This window comes from Roseinatronobacter alkalisoli, from assembly GCF_028745735.1.
In the GTDB taxonomy this organism is placed as follows: Bacteria; Pseudomonadota; Alphaproteobacteria; order Rhodobacterales; family Rhodobacteraceae; genus Roseinatronobacter; species Roseinatronobacter alkalisoli.
This window is the reverse complement of the sequence record NZ_JAQZSM010000002.1, coordinates 206,861-229,112: the sequence shown is the minus strand read 5'-3', so window position 1 is coordinate 229,112 and position 22,252 is coordinate 206,861. Positions and strand designations below refer to the sequence as shown.

General features: G+C 58.7%; 22 protein-coding genes. 2 read left to right on the top strand and 20 right to left on the bottom strand.

Annotation, left to right across the window (positions count from 1 at the left end):
* The first annotated feature begins 109 nt into the window (after nucleotides 1-109).
* Both PUT78_RS03460 and PUT78_RS03455 read left to right on the top strand, forming a co-directional pair.
* Entirely contained in the window at nucleotides 110-1,486 is a 1,377-nt protein-coding gene (locus PUT78_RS03460) for an aminotransferase (RefSeq protein ID WP_274350711.1), read from the top strand.
* 83 nt (nucleotides 1,487-1,569) lie between these two features.
* Nucleotides 1,570-2,751: a M24 family metallopeptidase gene (locus PUT78_RS03455; protein ID WP_274350710.1), complete on the top strand. Its 1,182-nt coding sequence runs from the start codon at nucleotides 1,570-1,572 to the stop codon at nucleotides 2,749-2,751.
* A gap of 117 nt (nucleotides 2,752-2,868) precedes the next feature.
* Here PUT78_RS03455 and PUT78_RS03450 read toward each other — a convergent pair whose 3' ends face one another.
* The 20 genes from PUT78_RS03450 to PUT78_RS03355 form a co-directional block, all read right to left on the bottom strand.
* A complete protein-coding gene (locus PUT78_RS03450) occupies nucleotides 2,869-4,542 on the bottom strand; it encodes a ribonuclease J (protein WP_274350709.1) in 1,674 nt (557 codons plus the stop codon).
* Nucleotides 4,539-5,330: a type III pantothenate kinase gene (locus PUT78_RS03445; protein ID WP_274350708.1), complete on the bottom strand. Its 792-nt coding sequence runs from the start codon at nucleotides 5,328-5,330 to the stop codon at nucleotides 4,539-4,541. The genes PUT78_RS03450 and PUT78_RS03445 overlap by 4 nt, the downstream gene beginning before the upstream one ends.
* Before the next feature lie 18 nt (nucleotides 5,331-5,348).
* Complete coding sequence (locus PUT78_RS03440) at nucleotides 5,349-6,092, bottom strand: biotin--[acetyl-CoA-carboxylase] ligase (protein ID WP_274350707.1); 744 nt, start codon at nucleotides 6,090-6,092, stop codon at nucleotides 5,349-5,351.
* The gene (nuoN, locus tag PUT78_RS03435; RefSeq protein WP_274350706.1) at nucleotides 6,082-7,521 is read right to left on the bottom strand and encodes an NADH-quinone oxidoreductase subunit NuoN; all 1,440 of its coding nucleotides are present in this window, start codon (nucleotides 7,519-7,521) and stop codon (nucleotides 6,082-6,084) included. Before nuoN ends, PUT78_RS03440 begins: the two co-directional genes overlap by 11 nt.
* Before the next feature lie 11 nt (nucleotides 7,522-7,532).
* Nucleotides 7,533-9,074, bottom strand: a complete 1,542-nt coding sequence (locus PUT78_RS03430; RefSeq protein ID WP_274350705.1) for an NADH-quinone oxidoreductase subunit M — start codon at nucleotides 9,072-9,074, stop codon at nucleotides 7,533-7,535.
* Nucleotides 9,074-11,038: an NADH-quinone oxidoreductase subunit L gene (gene nuoL, locus PUT78_RS03425; RefSeq protein ID WP_274350704.1), complete on the bottom strand. Its 1,965-nt coding sequence runs from the start codon at nucleotides 11,036-11,038 to the stop codon at nucleotides 9,074-9,076. The genes PUT78_RS03430 and nuoL overlap by 1 nt, the downstream gene beginning before the upstream one ends.
* Nucleotides 11,039-11,217: 179 nt before the next feature.
* On the bottom strand, nucleotides 11,218-11,523 hold the full coding sequence (gene nuoK / locus PUT78_RS03420) for an NADH-quinone oxidoreductase subunit NuoK (RefSeq protein WP_274350703.1): 306 nt from the start codon (nucleotides 11,521-11,523) through the stop codon (nucleotides 11,218-11,220).
* 71 nt (nucleotides 11,524-11,594) lie between these two features.
* The gene (locus PUT78_RS03415; RefSeq protein ID WP_274350702.1) at nucleotides 11,595-12,212 is read right to left on the bottom strand and encodes an NADH-quinone oxidoreductase subunit J; all 618 of its coding nucleotides are present in this window, start codon (nucleotides 12,210-12,212) and stop codon (nucleotides 11,595-11,597) included.
* Nucleotides 12,213-12,307: 95 nt separating this feature from the next.
* On the bottom strand, nucleotides 12,308-12,799 hold the full coding sequence (gene nuoI / locus PUT78_RS03410) for an NADH-quinone oxidoreductase subunit NuoI (RefSeq protein WP_274350701.1): 492 nt from the start codon (nucleotides 12,797-12,799) through the stop codon (nucleotides 12,308-12,310).
* A 2-nt stretch (nucleotides 12,800-12,801) separates the two neighbouring features.
* On the bottom strand, nucleotides 12,802-13,839 hold the full coding sequence (gene nuoH, locus PUT78_RS03405) for an NADH-quinone oxidoreductase subunit NuoH (protein WP_274350700.1): 1,038 nt from the start codon (nucleotides 13,837-13,839) through the stop codon (nucleotides 12,802-12,804).
* Nucleotides 13,840-13,854: 15 nt separating this feature from the next.
* Nucleotides 13,855-14,214 carry a hypothetical protein gene (locus tag PUT78_RS03400; protein WP_274350889.1) on the bottom strand — a complete coding sequence of 120 codons (360 nt, stop codon included), beginning with the start codon at nucleotides 14,212-14,214 and terminating at the stop codon, nucleotides 13,855-13,857.
* Nucleotides 14,215-14,273: 59 nt separating this feature from the next.
* A complete protein-coding gene (gene nuoG, locus PUT78_RS03395) occupies nucleotides 14,274-16,292 on the bottom strand; it encodes an NADH-quinone oxidoreductase subunit NuoG (RefSeq protein ID WP_274350699.1) in 2,019 nt (672 codons plus the stop codon).
* A 3-nt stretch (nucleotides 16,293-16,295) separates the two neighbouring features.
* Nucleotides 16,296-16,754: a DUF5333 domain-containing protein gene (locus PUT78_RS03390; protein ID WP_274350698.1), complete on the bottom strand. Its 459-nt coding sequence runs from the start codon at nucleotides 16,752-16,754 to the stop codon at nucleotides 16,296-16,298.
* Between the two features lie 4 nt (nucleotides 16,755-16,758).
* Nucleotides 16,759-18,057: an NADH-quinone oxidoreductase subunit NuoF gene (gene nuoF, locus PUT78_RS03385; RefSeq protein ID WP_274350697.1), complete on the bottom strand. Its 1,299-nt coding sequence runs from the start codon at nucleotides 18,055-18,057 to the stop codon at nucleotides 16,759-16,761.
* A complete protein-coding gene (locus PUT78_RS03380) occupies nucleotides 18,050-18,307 on the bottom strand; it encodes a DUF5337 domain-containing protein (protein ID WP_274350696.1) in 258 nt (85 codons plus the stop codon). Before PUT78_RS03380 ends, nuoF begins: the two co-directional genes overlap by 8 nt.
* A 19-nt stretch (nucleotides 18,308-18,326) precedes the next feature.
* Nucleotides 18,327-19,454, bottom strand: a complete 1,128-nt coding sequence (locus PUT78_RS03375) for an NADH-quinone oxidoreductase subunit E (protein ID WP_274350695.1) — start codon at nucleotides 19,452-19,454, stop codon at nucleotides 18,327-18,329.
* Nucleotides 19,454-20,671, bottom strand: coding sequence for an NADH-quinone oxidoreductase subunit D (locus PUT78_RS03370; RefSeq protein WP_274350888.1), 1,218 nt, complete (start codon nucleotides 20,669-20,671; stop codon nucleotides 19,454-19,456). Before PUT78_RS03370 ends, PUT78_RS03375 begins: the two co-directional genes overlap by 1 nt.
* Nucleotides 20,671-21,279 carry an NADH-quinone oxidoreductase subunit C gene (locus PUT78_RS03365; RefSeq protein ID WP_274350694.1) on the bottom strand — a complete coding sequence of 203 codons (609 nt, stop codon included), beginning with the start codon at nucleotides 21,277-21,279 and terminating at the stop codon, nucleotides 20,671-20,673. The genes PUT78_RS03370 and PUT78_RS03365 overlap by 1 nt, the downstream gene beginning before the upstream one ends.
* Nucleotides 21,280-21,291: 12 nt before the next feature.
* Entirely contained in the window at nucleotides 21,292-21,825 is a 534-nt protein-coding gene (locus PUT78_RS03360) for a NuoB/complex I 20 kDa subunit family protein (protein ID WP_274350693.1), read from the bottom strand.
* A complete protein-coding gene (locus PUT78_RS03355; protein ID WP_274350692.1) occupies nucleotides 21,816-22,181 on the bottom strand; it encodes an NADH-quinone oxidoreductase subunit A in 366 nt (121 codons plus the stop codon). The genes PUT78_RS03360 and PUT78_RS03355 overlap by 10 nt, the downstream gene beginning before the upstream one ends.
* Nucleotides 22,182-22,252: the final 71 nt, after the last annotated feature.

The following is a 22,252-nucleotide window of genomic DNA, read 5'->3' as shown; positions in this document are numbered from 1 at the left end:
CTGTCCCCTCCGGCAGGTTGGGGCCAGGACGGGGGACGAATCAGCCTCCCCGCACCCCCGACAGCGACACAGGAATGCGCCCCGGCCGGGGCAGATGAAAGGAAGTGCCATGCTTACCAATGACCAGCTCAGCCAGTGGGACCGGGAAAATTTTCTGCACCCCTCCACCGCTTTTGGCCAGCATGCGCGCGGGGAAAGTGCAAACCGCATCGTAAAAACCGGCAGCGGCGTGTTCATCGAAGACCGCGACGGCAACCGTTTTCTGGACGCGTTTGCAGGGCTGTATTGCGTCAATGTCGGCTATGGCCGCACCGAAATAGCCGAGGCAATTTCCAGACAGGCGCATGAACTGTCCTATTACCATGCCTATGTCGGCCACGGCACAGAAGCATCGATCACATTGGCAAAAATGGTGGCAGACCGTGCGCCCGCGCATATGAACAAGGTTTATTTCGGCCTTGGCGGGTCAGATGCCAATGAAACCAATGTGAAACTTGTCTGGTATATCCAGAATGTTCTGGGCCGCCCCGAAAAGCGCAAGATCATCTCGCGCTGGCGCGGCTATCACGGGTCCGGCCTGATTACCGGGTCACTGACGGGGTTGACGCCCTTTCACAACAAATTCGGCCTGCCATTGTCCGAAGTGGTCCATACCGAAGCGCCCTATTATTTCCGCCGCCCGCGCAAGGACATGTCAGAGGCCGAATTCACCGCCCATTGCGCCGCGGAACTGGAAGCGCTGATCGAGCGCGAAGGCGCGGACACGATCGGGGCTTTCATCGGCGAACCGATCCTTGGCACAGGCGGCATTGTCCCGCCGCCCGCAGGCTATTGGGATGCGATTCAGGCTATTCTGAAAAAACATGACATCCTGCTGATCGCGGATGAGGTTGTGACCGGTTTCGGCCGTCTGGGCACCATGATGGGGTCCACCCATTACGGGATCACGCCTGATATCATCACCATCGCCAAGGGGCTGACGTCGGCCTATGCGCCGCTGTCGGGGTCGATTGTCAGTGATGACCTGTTCAAGGTGCTGGAAGAAGGCACCGACAAATTCGGACCGTTCGGGCATGGCTGGACTTATTCCGCGCACCCGATCGGGGCGGCGGCAGGGGTTGCCAACCTGAAACTGGTCGATGATCTGGGTCTGGTTCAGAATGCGCGCGACACCGGCGCTTATTTCCAGCAAGCGTTGAAAACCGCATTAGGGTCGCACCGGTTCGTGGGCGATGTGCGCGGCGAAGGGTTGATGGCTGCCATTGAGTTACAGCGCGACCCTGCAACAGGTGCAGATTTTGACGCCGCCGACAAGGTTACCGCGCAGGTCGTGGGTGAAATGGCCAAGCGCCATGTTATTGCCCGCGCAATGCCGCAGGGTGAAATTATCGGCTTTGCGCCGCCACTCTGCATCACGCCCGCTGAAATTGATCAGGTGGTCGATGCGACTGTCGACGCCCTGAACGCGGTCACCGGCGCGTTGTAATCCATTCTGTACCCCCCTTTCCCCAAGGATGATCCGGGCGGGGAAAGGGGCATTCCGTCGCCCAGTCCAAGGTTTGCGCGCCCATGACCACCACCAACCCGAATTTCACAGATGCCGAATATGAAGCGCGCATTGCCCTGACCCGCGCGGACATGTCCAAGCGCGGCATTGACCTGCTTGTCATTTCCGACCCGTCCAACATGAACTGGATTTCCGGCTATGACGGCTGGTCCTTCTATGTGCATCAGGCCGTGCTGCTGCCAATGGAAGGGGAACCCGTCTGGTGGGGGCGCGGCATTGACGAGCCGGGCGCACGCCGGACCGTGTTCATGAAAGAGGGCGGGAATATTGTTCCCTATGATGACAGCTACGTGCAAAACCCCCAGAAACACACGATGGAAGCCCTGTCTGCGCTGATCATTGATCGCGGCTGGCATACCGGCTGGATCGGGGTGGAGATGGACAATTACTACTATTCCGCTGCGGCCCATCAAACATTGCTCAACCATCTGGGAGATGCACGGTTCGTCGATGCCACGGGGTTGGTGAACTGGCAAAGGCTGGTCAAATCCGAGTCTGAATTGCTGTATATACGCCGTGCCGCGCGTATCGTGGAACGCATGCATCAGGTTATTATGGATGTGGCGGAACCGGGCATGCCGAAAAACATGCTGGTGGCGGAAATCACCCGCGCGGGCATTCAGGGCGCGGACGGGCAATGGGGCGACTATCCTGCAATTGTGCCCATGGCCCCCTCCGGGCTGGATGCGACTGCCGCGCATCTGACATGGGATGACCGCCCCATGCGCGCGGGCGAGGCGACATTCTTCGAAATCGCCGGGGTTCACCGGCGCTATCATTGCCCGCAATCGCGCACACTGTTTTTCGGCACTGTGCCGGACCTTTATCGCCACGCAGAAGAGGCCGTTCTGGAAGCGACGGAGGCCGGGTTGGCCTGGTGTCGGCCAGGGGCACGGGCCGAGGATGTTGCCATCGCCTTCAATGTCACGCTGAACAAGAAGGGCTTTGAGAAGGACAACCGCTGTGGCTATTCCATTGGGCTTAGCTACCCGCCGGATTGGGGCGAACGCACCCTGTCCTTGCGCAGCGGGGCCATGACTGAACTGAAACCGGGCATGGTGCTGCATTTCATGCCCGCGCTTTGGCTGGATGACGGCGGGCTGGAAATTACCGAACCGGTCCTGATTACCGAAAACGGGCCGGAATTGCTGTGCAAAACCCCACGCGAGATTTTCGTGAAATAAGTCCTACACCCGACGCAGTTCTGTCAGGGACAGCAGGTTTTCATTCTGGTACAAATATCCAAAAAAACGTCACAAGGTGCGGGGATGGTTGGCGCAAGCCCCCATCCCCGCTGCATATCAGTCGTTCATAAGGCGGCTGACAACAATCGTGACTTCCGGTTTTTTGCCAATTTCTTCCATCGTGACCTGACGCACCACACGGCGCAAGCCGTCATTCAGTTTGTCGTCATCGGCCATCGTCTTGGCACCCGCGCGGGACAGGTATTGCGCAAGCTCTTCCTCGATGATTTCATTCAGGGGTTGGCCACCCTTGCCGGTCGGGCGCAGGCCCACGATTTCGGCCCATGGGTCACCCAGCAACTCATCATCTTCGTCCAGAATAAGCGTCACGAAAACATGTCCGCCGATGGCCATGCGAATCCGGTCGCGAACAATACCGTCCATCGCCCCGATCATACGGCTGCCATCCAGATAAACGCGGCCGGTTTCCACCTCGTCCACCAAGACAGGGGCAGCGCCGGTCAGGTCGACAACCGCCCCGTTCGGCACCACCATGGATTGCATGCCGCGCGCAATCGCCAGTTTCGCATGCTCGTGCAGCATCCGGTGTTCGCCATGAACCGGGATCAGCATCTGCGGTTGTATCAAATCATGCATCGCTTCCAGATCGGGGCGGTTGGCATGACCTGACACATGGTAAAGACGGGCGGAATTATCCAGAACATCAACACCCATCCTTGCAAACGCATTCACCACGCGCCCGACCTCGCGTTCATTTCCCGGAATGGTCATGGACGAAAACAGGAAGGTATCGCCTTCTTTCATGTTCAGCCCCATATAGGTGCCGCGCGCCAGTTGTGCCGATGCAGCGCGCCCTTCACCCTGACTGCCTGTCACGATCAGCAGCAACTTTTCGCGGGGAACATCCTTGGCCGCTTCGGGGCTGATGGTGGGGGGGAAGTCCTTCAGGATGCCCGCTTCTGTTGCCACCTGTGTCATGCGCAGCATCGCCCGCCCCATCAGACACACAGACCGCCCTGCTTCATGCGCCGCCACAGCGAGTGTTTTCAGCCGCGCCACGTTGGACGCGAATGTCGTGGCCACAACCATGCCGCGCGCGTCGCGCATCAGCTGTGCGATGGGGGCGGTCAGGGTTGCCTCGGACCGTCCGGCATGCGTATTCATGACATTGGTGCTGTCGCATAGTAGTGCCTTGACGCCACTGCGTCCGATCTGTGCCAGCATTTCAGGGTCATGGGGTTCACCCACGCCGGGGGTGCGGTCGGCCTTGAAGTCACCCGAATGCACGACGCGGCCTGCAGGGGTGTCAATCACCACGCCCGAAGCTTCGGGCAGCGAATGCGCCACGGGGAAAAACTGCACACGGAAAGGGCCGAGTTCCAGCGTTTCGGGGGCCTTGCCGACAGTGATCACCTGTTCCGGATCCTGGCCGGCATCCTGCATTTTCAGCCGCGCAATCCGCGCGGTGAAATCACGTGCATAGACCGGCACGCGCAACTTGTGCCACAGCTGCCCCACAGCGCCGACATGGTCTTCATGCGCATGGGTGATGATAATCGCTTCCAGACGGTCGCGGCGTTCTTCCAGCCAGCGCAGGTCCGGCATGATAAGGTCCACACCGGGGCTGGACGCCATATCAGAAAAGGTCACGCCAAGATCAACAAGGATCAGGCGTTCGCGCCCTTTTGGTCCATAGCCGAAGACATAGGCATTCATGCCCACCTCGCCTGCGCCACCAAGGGGAAGATAGATCAGCCTGTCCTTGCTCATGCCCGCTCCTGTATACTGCTGTTGGCCTTGTTGTAGTCGTATATGACGCAAAGGCCATGTAATGTCAGATCATCCTCGACCGTGTCAAATAGCGATTCGGCCTGCGCGAACAGGGGTGCAAGCCCGCCTGTGCCAATTATTTTCATCGGTCGGCCATATTCCGCGCGGATACGCGCCGTTATCCCCTCTATCAGGCCGATATAGCCCCAGAACACACCGGACTGGATGCAGGCGACTGTATCTGTGCCGATCACCTTCTCGGGGCGGGAAATATCGACATGCGGCAGCGCCGCCGCGCCCTGATGCAGCGCTTCCAGCGACAGGTTCACCCCCGGAGAGATGACCCCCCCCACATAGGCACCGTCATGGGCCACCACATCAAAATTCGTGGCGGTGCCGAAATCCACGACCACCACATCCCCGCCATGCCGGTCAAACGCGCCTGCGGCATTGGCCAGCCGGTCCGGGCCGGGGCGCACCCCTTCGTCAACGCGCGGGGGCACTGGCAACAGGCAATCGGGCTTGCCGACCACCAGCGGGCGGCAGCCGAAATAGCGATCACACAGTACCCGCAGATTGAACACCACGCGCGGCACTGTCGATGAGATGATGACATCTGTGATGTCCAGCTTCACGCCCTTGATGTTCATCAGCGTGGACAGCCAGACAAAATACTGGTCCGCAGTGCGCGTGGTTTCCGTAGACGTGCGCCATGTCGCAAGAAACTGTGTACCGTCCCATACGGCGAAGACTGTATTCGTGTTACCACAATCAATAGTCAGAAGCATGGCACGGCCCTTTCGCGTTCAAAAAAACACATCCGCTGCGGGAATGGTGCGCCGTCCCTGCGCCGTGCGCAGCATCAAAGCCCCTGTCGCATCAATGCCTTCGAATGTACCTTCATGGCTGTCCAGAACAGTGCGCGCGATGATGCGTTCACCCAGACGCGCGGCACCGTTCATCCATGCCTGCCGGACCGGCGCAAAGCCATAGGTGACAAGCTGCCCTTCCCAATGTGCGAAGGCCGGTGCCAGAACGTCAAGGAATTCTTCCGGGGTCACCGACATGCCGGTTTCCGACAACAGGCTGACGGGACGCAATGCACCATCTTCCGCAGCTGGCGCATGCAGCAGGTTCACCCCGATCCCAACTGCCAGATGGCTGACCTGCGCGCCCTGTCCCACGCTTTCCAGCAGGATACCCGCCAGCTTGCCGCCGTTAAGCAGCACGTCATTGGGCCATTTCAATGCAAAACCTTCGGGCCGCGCCGTCACTGTGACAAGGGCATCGCGCAAGGCCAGTGCGGCAACGAATGACCGCTGCGCCACCTGTTCGGGCGGGCCGCCGGGGCGTGAAACATAGGTCGCGGCAAAATTTCCCGCCGGGTCGCGCCAGTCACGCCCGCGCCTGCCCCGCCCCTGTGTCTGGCGCAGCGCCAGTATCCAGCACGGGCCGGAAAGGCCGGGCGCGATGCGCGCGGCCTCTGCGTTGGTGCTGTCGATTTCGGGCAGGACGCGGCGCGCTACCCCCTCTGGCCAGTTATTTGACAAGGGCTTCTGCCGCAAGCGCCGCCATACCCTCAACGCCGAACAGGTTGATGACACCAAGAACCATCAATGCCGCCGACACCACCAGCAAACTGGCCTGAACCGGCGCGCGCACGGTGTCCAGCGGTTCCGTGGTTTCGCCAAAATACATGAAGTACACGATGCGCAGGTAATAGAATGCACCGATAACCGATGCGACGACACCCGCCACCGCCAGCCATGTCATCCCGGCCTGCACAGCCGCCCACAGCACATAGAACTTACCAAAGAAACCGACCAGCGGCGGTACGCCCGCCAGACTGAACATCAGGACCAGCAGCGCTAACGCGCGCAGGGGTTCCGCTTTGGAATACTGGCGCAGGCTGTCAATATCGGTGACCGGCCTGCCGTCGCGTGACATGGTCAGGATGAACGCAAAGACACCGATATTCATGGTGACATAAATCGCCATATAGACCAGCATCCCCTGCACACCCTGCACCGTGCCTGCCGCCAGCCCGACCAGCGCAAACCCCATATGCGTGATCGAGGAATAGGCCATAAGGCGCTTGATATCGCGTTGGCCAATGGCCGCAATGGACCCCACGAACATGGATGCAACTGCCAGGAACGCGATGATCTGCGACCAGTCACCCGGCACCACACCGAATGCCTCATGCATCACACGCGCCACCAGTGCCATGGCCGCCACTTTCGGCGCTGTGGCAAAAAATGCGGTGACCGGGGTGGGCGCCCCTTCATAGACATCGGGTGTCCACATATGGAAGGGCACTGCCGACACCTTGAACGCCAGCCCCGCCAGCATGAACGCCATCCCCATCAACAACCCGATGGACATGCCATCGGTTGAAATGGTGCTGATGATGCCCGCGAACAGCGTGGTGCCTGCATAACCATAGGTCAGCGATGCGCCATACAGCAGCAACCCTGATGCCAGCGACCCGAGGATGAAATACTTCAGGCCGGCTTCGGTTGAACGCGCGGAATCGCGGTTCATCGTGGCCACCACGTAAAGCGCAAGTGACTGCAACTCCAGCCCCATATAAAGCGCAATCAGATCACCCGCCGACACCATCAGCATCATGCCGACAACCGACAGCGCAATCAGGATCGGATATTCAAACCGCAGCAAGCCACGGGCCAGCATATAGGACTGCCCCATCACCAAGACCACAGCCGCAGACAGCAGCACGATCATCTTGGAAAACTGCGCGAACGGGTCGGAAATATACATCCCGTTGAACGCGGTTTTCACATCCAGCCCCTGCGCACCGGAATACAGCGCCAGCAGAACCATCAGCGCTGCCGTTGCCCACAAGATGGGTTCGGCCAGCTTATCCTTGCCGCCATAAACGCCCACCATCAATGCCGCCATCGCAAATAGCGCCAGTACCAGTTCGGGCAGGGCCGTATAAAGATCAGTTCCGATCATTGCGGGGCCTTTCAGTTCTGTGCCAGCTGGGATGCGGCGTCATATGCCTGCAACGCCAGTGAATGCCCTTCGACCAATGCCGAAACCGAAGGGCCGATAATATCGGTGATAAACGCGGGATAGATGCCAAGGATCAGCGTCATCGCGACCAGCGGAATGATAAGCGCTTTTTCACGGCGATCCATATCCTTGATCCCTTTAAGGGATTCCTTGATCAGTTCCCCCATGACAACGCGGCGGAACAACCACAGCGCATAGCCCGCAGACAGGATCACACCTGTCGCCGCGAATAGTGCCACCCATGTATTGACCTGAAACACCGCCATGAATGTCAGGAATTCACCCACGAAACCGGATGTGCCCGGCAGGCCGACATTCGCCATGGTGAACAGCAAAAACACTGCTGCATAGACCGGCATGCGGTTGATAAGCCCGCCATAGGCCGCGATTTCGCGTGTATGCATCCGGTCATAAATGACACCCACCGCCAAAAACAACGCGCCGGAAATGAACCCGTGGCTGATCATCTGAAAGATGGCACCATCGACACCCTGCTGGTTGGCCGCGAAAATACCCATTGTGACAAAGCCCATATGCGCGACTGACGAATAGGCGATCAGCTTCTTCATATCGGTCTGCATCAGCGCGACAAGGCTGGTATAGACAATGGCAATCGCGGACAACCACAGCACCAGCGGCGCGAAAATGTCACTGGCGACAGGGAACATCGGCAACGAGAAGCGCAAGAACCCATAGCCACCCATTTTCAGCAGCACTGCCGCCAGCACCACAGACCCCGCTGTCGGTGCCTGAACGTGGGCGTCCGGCAGCCAGGTATGCACCGGCCACATCGGCATTTTCACCGCGAATGACGCGAAGAACGCCAGCCACAGCAGGGTCTGCATGCCTCCGATCACCTGCCAGCCCATCAGGCTGAAGGTTTCGGTGCTGAACTGGTGTTGCAGCAACGTCGGAATATCCGTGGTGCCCGCGTCAACATACATCGCGATCATGGCGACCAGCATCAACACCGACCCAAGGAAGGTATAGAGGAAGAACTTGAACGCCGCGTAAATACGTTCCTTGCCGCCCCAGATGCCAATGATCAGGAACATCGGGATCAGGCCCGCTTCGAAGAACAGATAGAACAGCACCAGATCCAGCGCAGTGAACACGCCGATCATCAGCGTTTCCAGCAGCAGGAAGGCGATCATGTATTCCTTGACGCGGTGGGACACGTTCCAGCACGCGCCGATGGTGATTGGCATCAGGAAGGTTGTCAGCATCACGAACAGGATCGAGATGCCATCCACCCCCATCTTGTAAGTGAAGCCCATGATCCAGTCATGTTCCTCGACAAACTGAAAGCCGGTATCCTGCGGGTCGAACCCCACCAGCAGGATAAGCGACGCCGCGAAAGTGGCCAATGTGGCCACCAGCGCCACCCATTTGGCGTTGCTCTGGGATGCCTCGTCCTCGCCGCGCAGAAAGATCGCCAGAATGGCGGCGGCGATGGCGGGGGTGAAGGTGATAATTGACAGCAGGTTCAGCATTACTGCGCCCCCCCCGCCAGTGTGACATAGGTAACGATCACGACAATCCCCAGAACCATTGCGAATGCATAATGATAGACATAGCCCGACTGCGCACGGCCGGCGATGCGGGTGATGAACGGAATGATGCCCATGGCCAGACCGTTGATACCGCCGTCAATGACCTTGCCATCGCCTTTTTTCCACAGAAACTGCCCCACTGCCTTGGCCGGGCGCACGAACAGGAAGTCATACGCCTCGTCGAAATACCATTTGTTCAACAGGAACTGATAGGCCCCGGGAAACGTATCCGACAGACGTCCGGGCAGCGATGTGTCGCGGATATAGAACAACCACGCCAGCCCCAGCCCCAGCAACATGGCAACAAAAGGCGACACCTTGACCCATGCAGGCACATAATGCGCTTCCGATACCAGATTATTGCCTTCTGCCAGGAAAATGGCAGCTCCGAAATATTCGCTAACCTGCCCGGTGGACCCGAAGAACGGCCCGTAGAACACCATACCCGCCAGCACCGAACCAATGGCCAGAACCGCCAGCGGAATCAGCATGGTCAGCGGACTTTCATGCGCATGTTCATGCGTGTGCTTGTCGCCGCGCGGGGTGCCCCAGAAGGTAAGGAACATCAGCCGCCAGCTGTAGAAACTGGTCATGAACGCCGCGAATACCAGAATCCAGAAGGCATAGGTCGTACCCGATGCAAAGACCGATTCAATGATCGCATCTTTGGACACAAAGCCTGCAAAGCCAATGGTCGTCAGCGGAATACCCACGCCGGTAATCGCCAGTGTGCCAATCAGCATGGCCCAGAAGGTCATGGGCAGCTTGTCTTTCAGCCCGCCATAATTGCGCATGTCCTGTTCGTGGTGCATTCCGTGAATGACGGAACCGGCCCCCAGAAACAGCATTGCCTTGAAAAACGCATGCGTCAGCAGGTGGAACATGGCCACCGAATAGACGCCCACACCAGCGGCAACGAACATGAAACCCAGTTGCGAACATGTCGAATAGGCGATGACCCGCTTGATGTCATTCTGCACCAGACCGACAGTCGCGGCAAACAGCGCCGTCATCGCCCCGATCAGCACCACGAAAGCCATGACCTGCGGCGCATATTCCATCAGCGGTGACATGCGCGCCACAAGGAACACACCGGCGGTGACCATGGTTGCCGCGTGGATAAGTGCAGAAACGGGTGTCGGCCCTTCCATCGCGTCGGGCAACCATGTGTGCAGGAACAACTGCGCCGATTTACCCATCGCGCCCACAAACAGCAGGAAGGCAATCAGATTGGCGGCGTTCCAGTCCGTCCACAGGAAACTGACAGTGGTTTCCGCCAGCATGGGTGCTGCGGCGAACAGATCGTCATATTGAATGGAATCGACCAGAAGATAGATTGCCATCAGGGCAAGGATCAGCCCCATATCGCCCACGCGGTTGACGATAAACGCCTTCATCGCGGCGGCACCGGCACTTTGCTTGCGGAAATAGAACCCGATCAGCAGATAGGACGCCAGACCAACCCCTTCCCAGCCGAAGAACAGCTGCACAAGGTTGTCTGCGGTCACCAGCATAAGCATGGCGAAGGTAAACAGCGACAGATACGCGAAGAAGCGCGGACGGTAGCTTTCGTTATCCTTGAAATGGTCGTCATGCGCCATGTAGCCAAAGCTGTAGAGATGCACGAGCGCGGACACTGTGGTAATGACAATCAGCATCACCGCTGTCAGCCGGTCCAGCCGGATGGCCCAGTCACCAACCAGTGAGCCACTGTCAATCCAGCGCAGCAGCGTGATCTGCTGAACACCGCCGTCATGGCCCAGAAAAATAACCCAGGACAGAAGCGCCGACAGGAACAACAGTGCCGTCGAAATGACCTGCGCCGGGCGTTCCCCGATCACGCGCCAGAACAGCCCTGCGATGATGGCCCCCAGAAGTGGCGCGAAAAGAACCGTTACTGCCATTTCATTTCTGCCTTCTTGTCAAGCAACCGGGTGCGTCACAGCTTGTGGAATGCTCTGCATCCGAAGCTACATGATATCGTAGGCTACAATGCATACAGCGCATTTCAGTTATGCCACCATTGCGGCTTATTATACGCATTCCAAGCAGAGTCGTTTCTTCCTTGAACCTGCCCATGGGATCAGCCTTTCATCACATTGACGTCTTCGACGTCGATCGTGCCACGGGTGCGGAAGAAGCTCACCAGAATGGCAAGCCCGATAGCAGCCTCTGCGGCAGCGACGGTCAGCACGAACAACGTGAACACCTGACCCACCAGATCGTTCAGGAAGCTGGAGAAGGCGACCAGATTGATATTCACCGACAACAGCATCAATTCAATCGACATCAGAATGATGATGATATTCTTGCGGTTCAGGAATATCCCGAAAATGCCGATGACGAACAGCGCCGCCGCCACGGTCAGGTAATGTTCAAGTCCAACCATCCGGTTCCCTCGTTCCGTATATGTGTCGGGGCCGCTTGCTGGCCCTCATTGTCCGTTGTCCCTTGCGGGCCTTAACCCAGCCCCTGGCCGGGTTTCACGTCTTTCAGTTCCAGCGCCTTGGCCGGGTCGCGGTGCATCTGCGCAATCACGTTCTGGCGTTTCACGTCCTTGCGGTGGCGCAGGGTCAGCACAATCGCGCCGATCATGGCAACCAGCAGAATCAGGCCCGCCATCTGGAACAGCAGGAAATACTGATCATAGATGATCATCCCCAGCGCCTTGGTGTTGTGCATCTCGGCCATATCGGGGGTCGGGGCCTGCCGCAGATCACGGGCGCTTTCCGCTTCCTGCCATGATCCGAACAGCAGCGCCATCTGCATCAGCAGCACGATGCCGACGATGCTGGCAATCGGGAAATAGCGCGCCATCTCACCTTTCAGTGCGGCGAAATCGACGTCCAGCATCATCACCACGAACAGGAACAACACCGCAACCGCGCCGACATAGACGATAAGCAGCAGCATGGCCAGGAATTCAGCGCCAAGCAGCACGAACATGCCCGCCGCCGACAGGAATGTCAGAATAAGCCACAGCACCGAATGCACCGGATTGCGCGCAATGGTGACCAGAAACCCGGCACCCAGCAAGGTCACCGCGAATGCGTAGAATGTGATATCGGCAATACCCATGTCCCTCGGGTTCCCTTTTCCTTGTCGCGGGCGGCTTGATGCGCCCATCGTCTTTTGCATAGCGCGGTGCCGGGCATGACCCGACACCAGCATCCCTAGCGGTAAGGCGCGTCGATTTCCAGATTGCGGGCAATCTGCGCTTCCCAGCGTTCGCCATTCGCCAGCAGTTTGTCCTTGTCGTAAAACAGTTCTTCGCGCGTCTCGGTTGCGAATTCGAAATTCGGCCCTTCGACGATGGCATCCACCGGGCAGGCTTCCTGACAGAAGCCGCAATAGATGCATTTCGTCATGTCGATGTCATAGCGCGTGGTGCGGCGCGACCCGTCATCGCGCGGTTCGGCGTCAATGGTGATCGCCTGCGCAGGGCAGATCGCTTCGCACAGCTTGCAGGCAATACAGCGTTCTTCGCCATTGGGATAGCGGCGCAGCGCATGTTCCCCACGAAAACGCGGGCTAAGCGGACCTTTTTCATGCGGATAGTTGATCGTGGGCTTCGGTGCCACGAAATAGCGCATGCCCAATGCGAAGCCTTTGATGAAATCGGTCATCAGCGTGTATTTGACCGCACGCCCCCAATCCATTCCCATGATCAGCCTCCAATTGCCCAACGGGCCCAGAATGCACCCATAACTTCAAACTTTGCCAGGAACGACACGATAACGACCCAGGCCAGCGACAAGGGCAAAAACACCTTCCAGCCAATGCGCATCAACTGGTCATAGCGGTAGCGCGGCACGATGGCCTTCACCATGGCGAACAGGAAGAAGAAGAACGCCATTTTCAGGAACATCCAGTGGAACCCGTCGGGCAGGCCCGGAATGGGTGACAGCCAGCCGCCGAAGAACAACAGCGAAATCAACGCGCACATCAGGAAGATGGCGATATATTCACCCGCCATGAACAACAGGTAAGGGGTCGATCCGTATTCCACCATGAAGCCCGCAACCAGTTCAGACTCCGCTTCCGGCAGATCAAAAGGCGGGCGGTTGGTTTCCGCCAGTGCGGACACGAAGAACAGCACCACCATCGGCAGATGCGGCAGCCAGTACCAGCCAAGCGCCCCCCAGCCGGTATCCTGCGCGGCAACAATATTGCCGAAATTCATGCTGCCGGTGGAAATGATGATCCCGATGATGATCAGACCAAGCGACACTTCATAGGAAATCATCTGCGCGGCAGACCGCAACGACCCAAGGAAAGCATATTTGGAGTTGGACGCCCAACCGCCCATGATGACGCCGTAAACTTCAAGGCTGGCAATGGCGAAAACGAACAGGATCGCGACATTGATGTCCGCCAGCACCCAACCATCGTTGAACGGAATGACCGCCCATGCCAGCAGGGCCAGAATGAAACTCAGAAGCGGGGCCAGAAAATACACCGGCCGGTCAACGCCCGCCGGAATAACCACTTCCTTGAGTACGAATTTCAGCGCGTCCGCAAATGTCTGCATCAGCCCCCAGGGACCAACGACATTGGGACCGCGCCGCAATTGCACCGCCGCCCAGACCTTGCGGTCGGCATAGACCAGAAAGACAAGACTGATCATCACAAATGCAACCACCAACAGTGACTGCGCCACGATCAGCACGGTGATCCCTAGTCCGGTTTCCAGAAATTCAGCCATTCGTCCCTCTATTCCTCAGACTGTGGGAATGCCCTGTTCGTGGCAATCCTCGACGATCACCTCTGCATCCATGTTGCGCAGACCAAGCGGCAGGTCCGGCGAGATGGTGTAAACCCCATCCGCCTGCCATATGCCAGCGGATTGCGTCGCATTTGTTCTGACATGACGCGCGAAACTGTATCCGCGGATCAGCGTGTATTGCGCGGCGGCGCAACGGGCATAGGCTATAACATCCTCGCGCCCGCGCGCGCCTTCCATACGCACCACAAAACTGACCAAATCGCCTTCCAGCAAACGGGTCTGCACGCCCAGATATTGCGCGTGCGGTGGTGGCGACATTGGTGCGCGCACCCGTTCTTCGCCGCCACAGGCCATCAGCCCGCCCGACAGGGCAAGCGTGACAGCTGGCATATGAAGGGCACGCCACACGCATATCACTCCGCTGCGATGCGGGACTGGCCGCGCGCTTTGGCCATGGCCGATAATTCGGCCATCAGGCTGGACGCGCGGGCAACCGGGTTGGTCAGGTAGAAATCAGCAATCGCATAACGGAAACCAGCCTTGCCCAGCGGTTTGGCAGCAAGTGGCTGCCAGTCATTTTCCGCCACAAGGTCAATATCGCCCAGATGCGGCACTGCGCCCGTCAGATGCTTGCGCAGCGCGCTGATCGTGTCGAATGGCAGTGTCGCGCCCAGTTCTGCGGACAATGCACGCAGGATGGCCCAGTTTTCCTTGGCCTCTCCCGGCGCGAAGCCTGCGCGTAGCGCCAGTTGCGGGCGGCCTTCAGTATTGACGAAAATTCCCGGCTCTTCGGTATAAGCCGCACCCGGCAGGATAATATCAGCGCGATGCGCGCCCCGGTCGCCATGGCTGCCCTGATAGATGACAAACGCACCCGGCGCGATGTCGATTTCATCCGCGCCAAGGTTATAAATCACCTCTGCGTCGTTGGTGGCGGCTTCAATGCCCCCTTCGGTGGTGCAGCCAATGTCCATTGCGCCCACGCGGCTGGCGGCTGTGTGCAGAACCAGCAGACGCGAGCCGGTATCTTCTGCCAGCTTCATCGCTGCCGCCAGAACGGCCTCCCCGTCAGCTTCGCGGATCGCGCCCTGCCCGACGATGACAACGCTTTCAGCATCCTTTACCGCCCCGTAGTCACGGTCCAGAAGGCTTTGCAGGGCAGCGCGGTCGGTACCGGCGTGGACGTATTCATAAGTCAGATCGGCGGCTTCGCCGACCAGTCCGACGGATGCTCCGGCCAGCCATGCCTTGCGAATGCGTGCGTTCAGAACCGGCGCTTCATGGCGCGGGTTGGTGCCGATCAGCTGGATGAATTTCGCATGATCGATATCCTCGACCGCAGCCGTGCCGACATAGGCAGACCGGTTGCCCGCAGGCAGTTTCGCGCCATCGGTGCGGCATTCCACGGTGCCGCCCTGCCCCTCAACCAGCAGTTTCAGCGCATATGCCGCTTCGACCGAGGCCAGATCGCCAACCAGCCCGGCAAGTTTCTTGCCCTTGATGGCAGTTGCGGTGGCGTCCAGCGCTTCAGGCCATGTCGCGGGGCGCAGTTTGCCATTCTCGCGGATATAGGGGCGGTCAAGGCGCTGGCGGCGCAACCCGTCCCAGACATAGCGCGATTTGTCCGACAGCCATTCTTCATTCACACCGTCATGGTTGCGCGGCAGAATGCGCATGACTTCGCGGCCCTTGGTGTCTACACGAATGTTGGACCCCAGCGCGTCCATCACGTCAATGGTTTCGGTCTTGGTCAACTCCCATGGCCGCGCAGTGAAACTATAGGGTTTCGACACCAGCGCGCCGACAGGGCACAGGTCCACGATATTGCCCAGCAGTTCCGATTCGACCAGCGCACCCAGATAGGTGGTGATTTCGGCATCTTCGCCGCGCCCGGTCTGGCCCATGACGGTCTGGCCCGCCACTTCGGTGGTGAAACGCACGCAGCGCGTGCAGGAAATGCAGCGCGTCATATGGGTTTCCACCAGCGGACCCAGTTGCATATCCTCGCTGGCGCGTTTGGGTTCGCGGTAGCGCGAAAAATCCACGCCATAAGCCATGGCCTGATCCTGCAGGTCACATTCGCCGCCCTGATCGCAGATCGGGCAATCCAGCGGGTGGTTGATCAGCAGGAATTCCATCACCCCTTCGCGGGCTTTCTTGACCATCGGGCTGTTGGTACGGATCACCGGCGGCTGGCCTTCGGGACCGGGACGCAGATCACGCACCTGCATGGCACAACTGGCGGCAGGCTTGGGCGGGCCACCGACCACTTCGACCAGACACATGCGGCAATTGCCGGCAATCGACAGGCGTTCATGATAGCAGAAACGCGGCACTTCCACGCCCGCCTGTTCACAGGCCTGAATCAGCGTCATGGCGGGGGGAACTTCAATTTCTTTCCCGTCGATGATGATCTTGCGAAGGTCTGACATATGTTATCTCTCCCGCAATCTGCGGCCAAGTGCGGATCGGTCGGCCATTTCGGCACGCGCATAGGTGCAGACCGCCTGCGTGTTCGACGGGTCAACCCCCGCCTGCGTAAGATAGCCATCGACAACACCTTGCAGGCGTTGCTGTTCGGTTTTGTCATCAACAAAGGCTTCGATCTGGGCACGGGTGAAACCCATGCCGCGCGCCCGGTTGTAAAGCCCCATGAAAAACGACACCCTCTGCAGGCGGTTTGGCCCCTGCAGATCAGGGCAGGTATCGACAATGTGCTTGAGCAGCGCGGCCGTGAACAGGCCGTTATATATTTCGGCATTGCCGCGCAGGGCTGCGTTCACATCGGCCTGAGGCATGGCGTCGGCGCGGACAGGACTGGCGAGAACAAGCGCAATACCCAAAGCAGCCAGCGCCGATTTTGCCGTGACCCCCCTAGAAACAAGATATTTCATATACTTACTCCGCCGCTACCTGAACCTGAGCACCACGTTTCTGCGCCTTGATCCGGTCCACGATTTCATCCCGGAAATTGCGGATCAGGCCTTGTATGGGCCATGCCGCCGCATCACCCAACGCGCAGATGGTATGCCCTTCAACCTGCTTGGTCACGTCCCACAGCATGTCGATTTCTTCGACCTCTGCCTCGCCGCGCACAAGGCGGTCCATGACCCGCATCATCCACCCCGTGCCTTCGCGGCAGGGGGTGCACTGACCGCAGCTTTCATGTTTGTAGAATGCCGACAGCCGCCAGATGGCCTTGATGATGTCAGTCTGCTTGTCCATGACGATAACCGCCGCAGTGCCAAGCCCCGACCCCAGATCGCCGCGCAGATAGTCGAAATCCATGATGGCATCGCGCATCTTTTCGCCGCGCACACAGGGCACGGATGACCCGCCGGGGATGACCGCCTGCAAATTGTCCCAGCCGCCACGAATACCGCCGCAATGCTTTTCGATCAGTTCCTCGAAGGTGATCGACATCGCTTCTTCGACCACGCAGGGGCGGTTCACATGGCCGGAAATGGCGAACAGCTTCGTTCCCGCGTTGTTGGGGCGGCCAAAGCCCGCGAACCATGCGCCCCCACGGCGCAGGATTGTCGGCACAACAGCAATCGATTCCACATTGTTCACAGTTGTCGGACAGCCATAAAGCCCGGCCCCTGCGGGAAAGGGCGGCTTCATCCGGGGCATGCCCTTCTTGCCTTCAAGGCTTTCCAGAAGGGCCGTTTCCTCGCCGCAGATATAGGCCCCTGCACCATGGTGCAGGAACAGGTCGAAATCCCACCCGGACCCGCAGGCATTCTTGCCGATCAGCCCCGCGTCATAGGCTTCATCAATGGCGTTCTGCAGTGCTTCGCGTTCGCGGATATATTCGCCGCGAATATAGATATAGCAGGTATGCGCGTTCATCGCGAAGCTGGCAATCAGACAGCCTTCGATCAATGTATGCGGATCATGGCGCATGATCTCGCGGTCTTTGCAGGTGCCAGGCTCGGATTCGTCCGCGTTGACCACCAGATAGGCCGGGCGACCATCGCTTTCCTTGGGCATGAAGGACCATTTCAGACCGGTCGGGAAACCCGCCCCACCGCGCCCGCGCAGGCCCGATTGTTTCATTTCATCAACAATCCAGTCGCGGCCCTTTTGCAGGATATTTTTCGTCCCGTCCCAATGGCCGCGCGCAATCGCCCCCTTGAGCGAGCGATCATGCATGCCGTAAATATTGGTGAAGATGCGGTCCTGATCGTCAAGCATGATCTTTACCCTTGTCTGCGCGTGACTTGTCGCGCTTGCCTTGCCGCCAGATGCGGAATGTTACGATCAACGCCCAGGCAAACCCTGCCAGCGCTGCGAAATCTATCAGAAAGGAATAGCGCGGATCCCAGCCCATGCGCCCGCCCAGCCATTGTGCGGCCATCCACAGCACAATGGTTGCGGCCATGACCACGCCCGCAAGCCGTGCCTGCCGGGCCAGTGCCATGTCGCGGGGGGAAGGTTTTGCCATTCACGTTCATCCTGATGCACTACTTGGCGCGTTTGGAAAATTCTGTCTCGCCGCCATCGGCAAGAATTCTGGCCTGTTCAATCCAGCCATCGCGTTCGATCCGGCCCTTGAATTTCAGCCGCTCGTCAACCCATGCCACATCATCGGGGGTCCATGATGCGACCTGCCAGAAATGGTACACGCCAAGCTCGTTCAGCACACCTTCCAGTTTCGGGCCGACGCCTTTCAGCTTTTTCAGGTCATCCGCCTTGCCCTTGGGCGCGGTAAGCATTTCGGGCTGATTATCCGCGGCTTTTTCCCCCATGGCCTTGGGTTTGCCTTTGGTTGTCGCCTGCGCTTGCTGTTTGGCCACGCCGGTTTCATCAGCAGGCGCATTGCGTGCTGGTTTCGGTTCGTGGTCCTTGATGGACTTGGCCGTAACGTTGCGCTTATCGGCTGCGACGGGTTTATCCTGCCAGGGCGTCAGCAGCGGCACTTCGGTCCCGTCAATACGCTTGATCGTGTCACCAATGCGCGTGGCCAGCGCCACCGATCCGTTCTGCGCCTCGCCGGTGTAATCCTTCAGCGTGGTCGCCCCACCCAAAGGTTCCGATGAAAAACGCCCGTTCTGCGGCCCTGCGGTCGGTACCTTGCCCGCCGCCAGATCATCGATCAGTTGTGCGAACCCTTCGGCGGTCAGATCCTCATAGTAATCCTTGCCGATCTGGACCATGGGCGCGTTCGCGCATGCCCCAAGGCATTCGACTTCTTCCCAGCTGAACTTGCCATCTGCCGACAGCATATGCGCGCGCGGCGCAATTTTCTGCCTGCACACTTCAATCAGCTTTTCGGCCCCGCAAATCATGCACGACAGCGTGCCGCACACCTGGAAATGGGCCACCGAACCAACAGGCTGCAGTTGGAACATGAAATAGAATGTCGCCACTTCCAGCGCGCGGATATAGGCCATGCCCAGCATTTCGGCTATATGCTCAATCGCAGGGCGGGTCAGCCAGCCTTCCTGTTCCTGCGCGCGCCACAAAAGCGGGATGATGGCCGAGGCCTGACGGCCTTCGGGGTATTTGGTGATCTGCGCTTGCGCCCATGCCTGATTGGCAGGGGTAAAAGCGAAAGAGGCGGGTTGATCTGGGTGCAGGCGGCGCAACATTAGCGGTCAATCTCTCCGAACACCACATCCATGGTGGCGATGATGGCGGCCACATCGGCCAGTTGGTGCCCTTTGGCGATATGATCCATGGCTTGCAGATGCAGATAGCCCGGCGCACGGATCTTGGCGCGGTAGGGCCTGTTGGTGCCGTCCGCAACCAGATAGACCCCGAATTCGCCCTTGGGGGCTTCAACCGCGGCGTAAACTTCGCCTGCGGGCACGTGGAACCCTTCGGTGTAAAGCTTGAAATGATGGATCAGGCTTTCCATCGAGGTTTTCATTTCAGCCCGTTTGGGCGGGGTAATCTTGCCGCGTGCCAGAATGTCGCCCTGCCCTTCGGGCGCGCGCAGTTTTTCGATGGCCTGCAGGATGATCTTCGTGCTTTCGCGCATTTCGGCCATACGCACCAGATAGCGGTCATAGCAATCGCCATTCTTGCCCACAGCGATCTTGAAGTCGAATTCGTCATAACATTCATAGGGTTGTGCACGCCGCAAATCCCATGCCAAACCCGACCCGCGCACCATCGCACCCGAAAAGCCCCAGTCCAGCGCTTCCTGTTCTGACACAACGCCAATATCACAGGTCCGCTGTTTGAAAATGCGGTTTTCGGTCAGCAACCCGTCGATATCATCCAGCACATTCGGGAAGACATGCGCCCATGCCTCAATGTCATCCAGAAGCGCAGGCGGCAAATCCTGATGCACGCCACCGGGGCGGAAATAGGCCGCATGCAGCCGCGCCCCGCACGCACGTTCGTAGAAGATCATCAGCTTCTCACGCTCTTCGAACCCCCAGAGCGGGGGCGTCAGCGCGCCGACGTCCATAGCGCCGGTGGTGACGTTCAGCAGATGGTTCAGCACCCGTCCGATTTCGCAATAGAGCACCCGGATAAGTGACGCGCGGCGCGGCACCTGCACACCGGTCAGGCGCTCAATCGCCAGACACCAGGCATGTTCCTGATTCATCGGTGCCACATAATCCAGCCGGTCAAAATACGGCAGATTCTGCAGATAGGTGCGGCTTTCCATCAGCTTTTCGGTGCCACGATGCAACAGGCCGATATGCGGATCGCAACGTTCCACAATCTCGCCGTCCAGTTCCAGCACCAGACGCAGCACGCCATGCGCAGCCGGGTGTTGCGGGCCAAAGTTGATGTTGAAATTACGGATTTTCTGTTCATCCGTCAGCGTGTCGGGGGTATAGCTGCCATCCATCATTTCGCGGCCTCTTGCTTCTCGTCGCCCGGCAGAATGTACTCCGCGCCTTCCCATGGTGACATGAAATCGAACTGGCGGTATTCCTGCACCAGTTGCACCGGTTCATAGACAACCCGCTTCAGGGACTCATCATAGCGCACTTCAGTATAGCCGGTTGTCGGGAAATCCTTGCGCAGCGGGTGGCCGCGAAACCCGTAATCGGTCAGGATGCGGCGCAAATCCGGATGGCCGGAAAACAGGATGCCGAACATGTCGAACACTTCGCGTTCAAACCAGTTGGCCGAAGGGTGAATGTCGCTGATCGATGGCACAATTTCGTCCTCGGCCACTTCCACTTTCAGGCGGATGCGGTGATTGCGATACATCGACAGGAAATGATAAACCATGTCGAACCGCTTGCGCCGCCCGGGCCAGTCCACAGCGGTAATGTCCACCAGCGTTGAAAAACGCATGTTTTCATCACTCTGCAAAAAGCGCGCCAGCTTGGGCAATTGCGCAAGCGTGGTCATGACCGTCAATTCGCCAAAGGCTGTCTCATGGCGCAGCACGGCATCTGACATGCGCAATTCCAGTTGACCGGCCAGTTCATTCAACGCATCCGACATTCCGCCGACCCCTTACCTGACCAATGTGCCTGTGCGACGGATTTTGCGCTGCAATTGCATGATGCCATACAGCAACGCTTCTGCCGTGGGGGGGCAGCCGGGCACATAAATATCCACCGGAACCACACGGTCACAGCCGCGTACAACCGAATAACTGTAATGGTAGTACCCGCCACCATTGGCGCAAGACCCCATCGAGATAACATAACGCGGCTCTGGCATCTGATCATAGACCTTGCGCAGTGCAGGAGCCATCTTGTTGGTCAGCGTGCCGGCCACAATCATCAGGTCCGACTGGCGCGGCGTCGCGCGCGGCGCGGTGCCGAAGCGTTCCACATCATAACGCGGCATGGCGACATGAATCATTTCAACCGCGCAGCAGGCCAGCCCGAAGGTCATCCAGTGCAGCGACCCGTTGCGCGCCCAGTTGATGATATCCTCGGTGGAGGTCAGCAGGAAACCCTTGTCCTGCAATTCGCGGTTCAGCGACTGCGTTGCGACTTCGCGGTCGGCCCCAGCGGTATTGGCCCCAGTCATCACTCCCATTCCAGCGCCCCTTTCTTCCATTCATAGGCAAAGCCAATGGTCAGCACGCCCAGAAATGCCATCATCGACCAGAAGGCTGTCATCGACATTTCAGAAAATGCCACGCCCCAGGGGAACAGAAATGCAATTTCCAGATCAAAGATGATGAACAGGATTGCCACCAGATAGAATCGGACATCGAATTTCATGCGCGCATCATCAAACGCATTGAAACCGCATTCATAGGCGGACACTTTTTCAGGATCGGGATTGCGCACAGCGATGATGATTGCCGACAACAGCAGCACCAGCCCCAACACAACAGCGATTCCAAGGAAAATCAGAATGGGCAGGTAGGATGCAAGTAGATCTTCCACCTTTGGCTCCTTTTTCGCGCGGAGAGAGGCGCCCACAGGGCCACTGGCCTCCTGGACCGCAACTTGGCTGT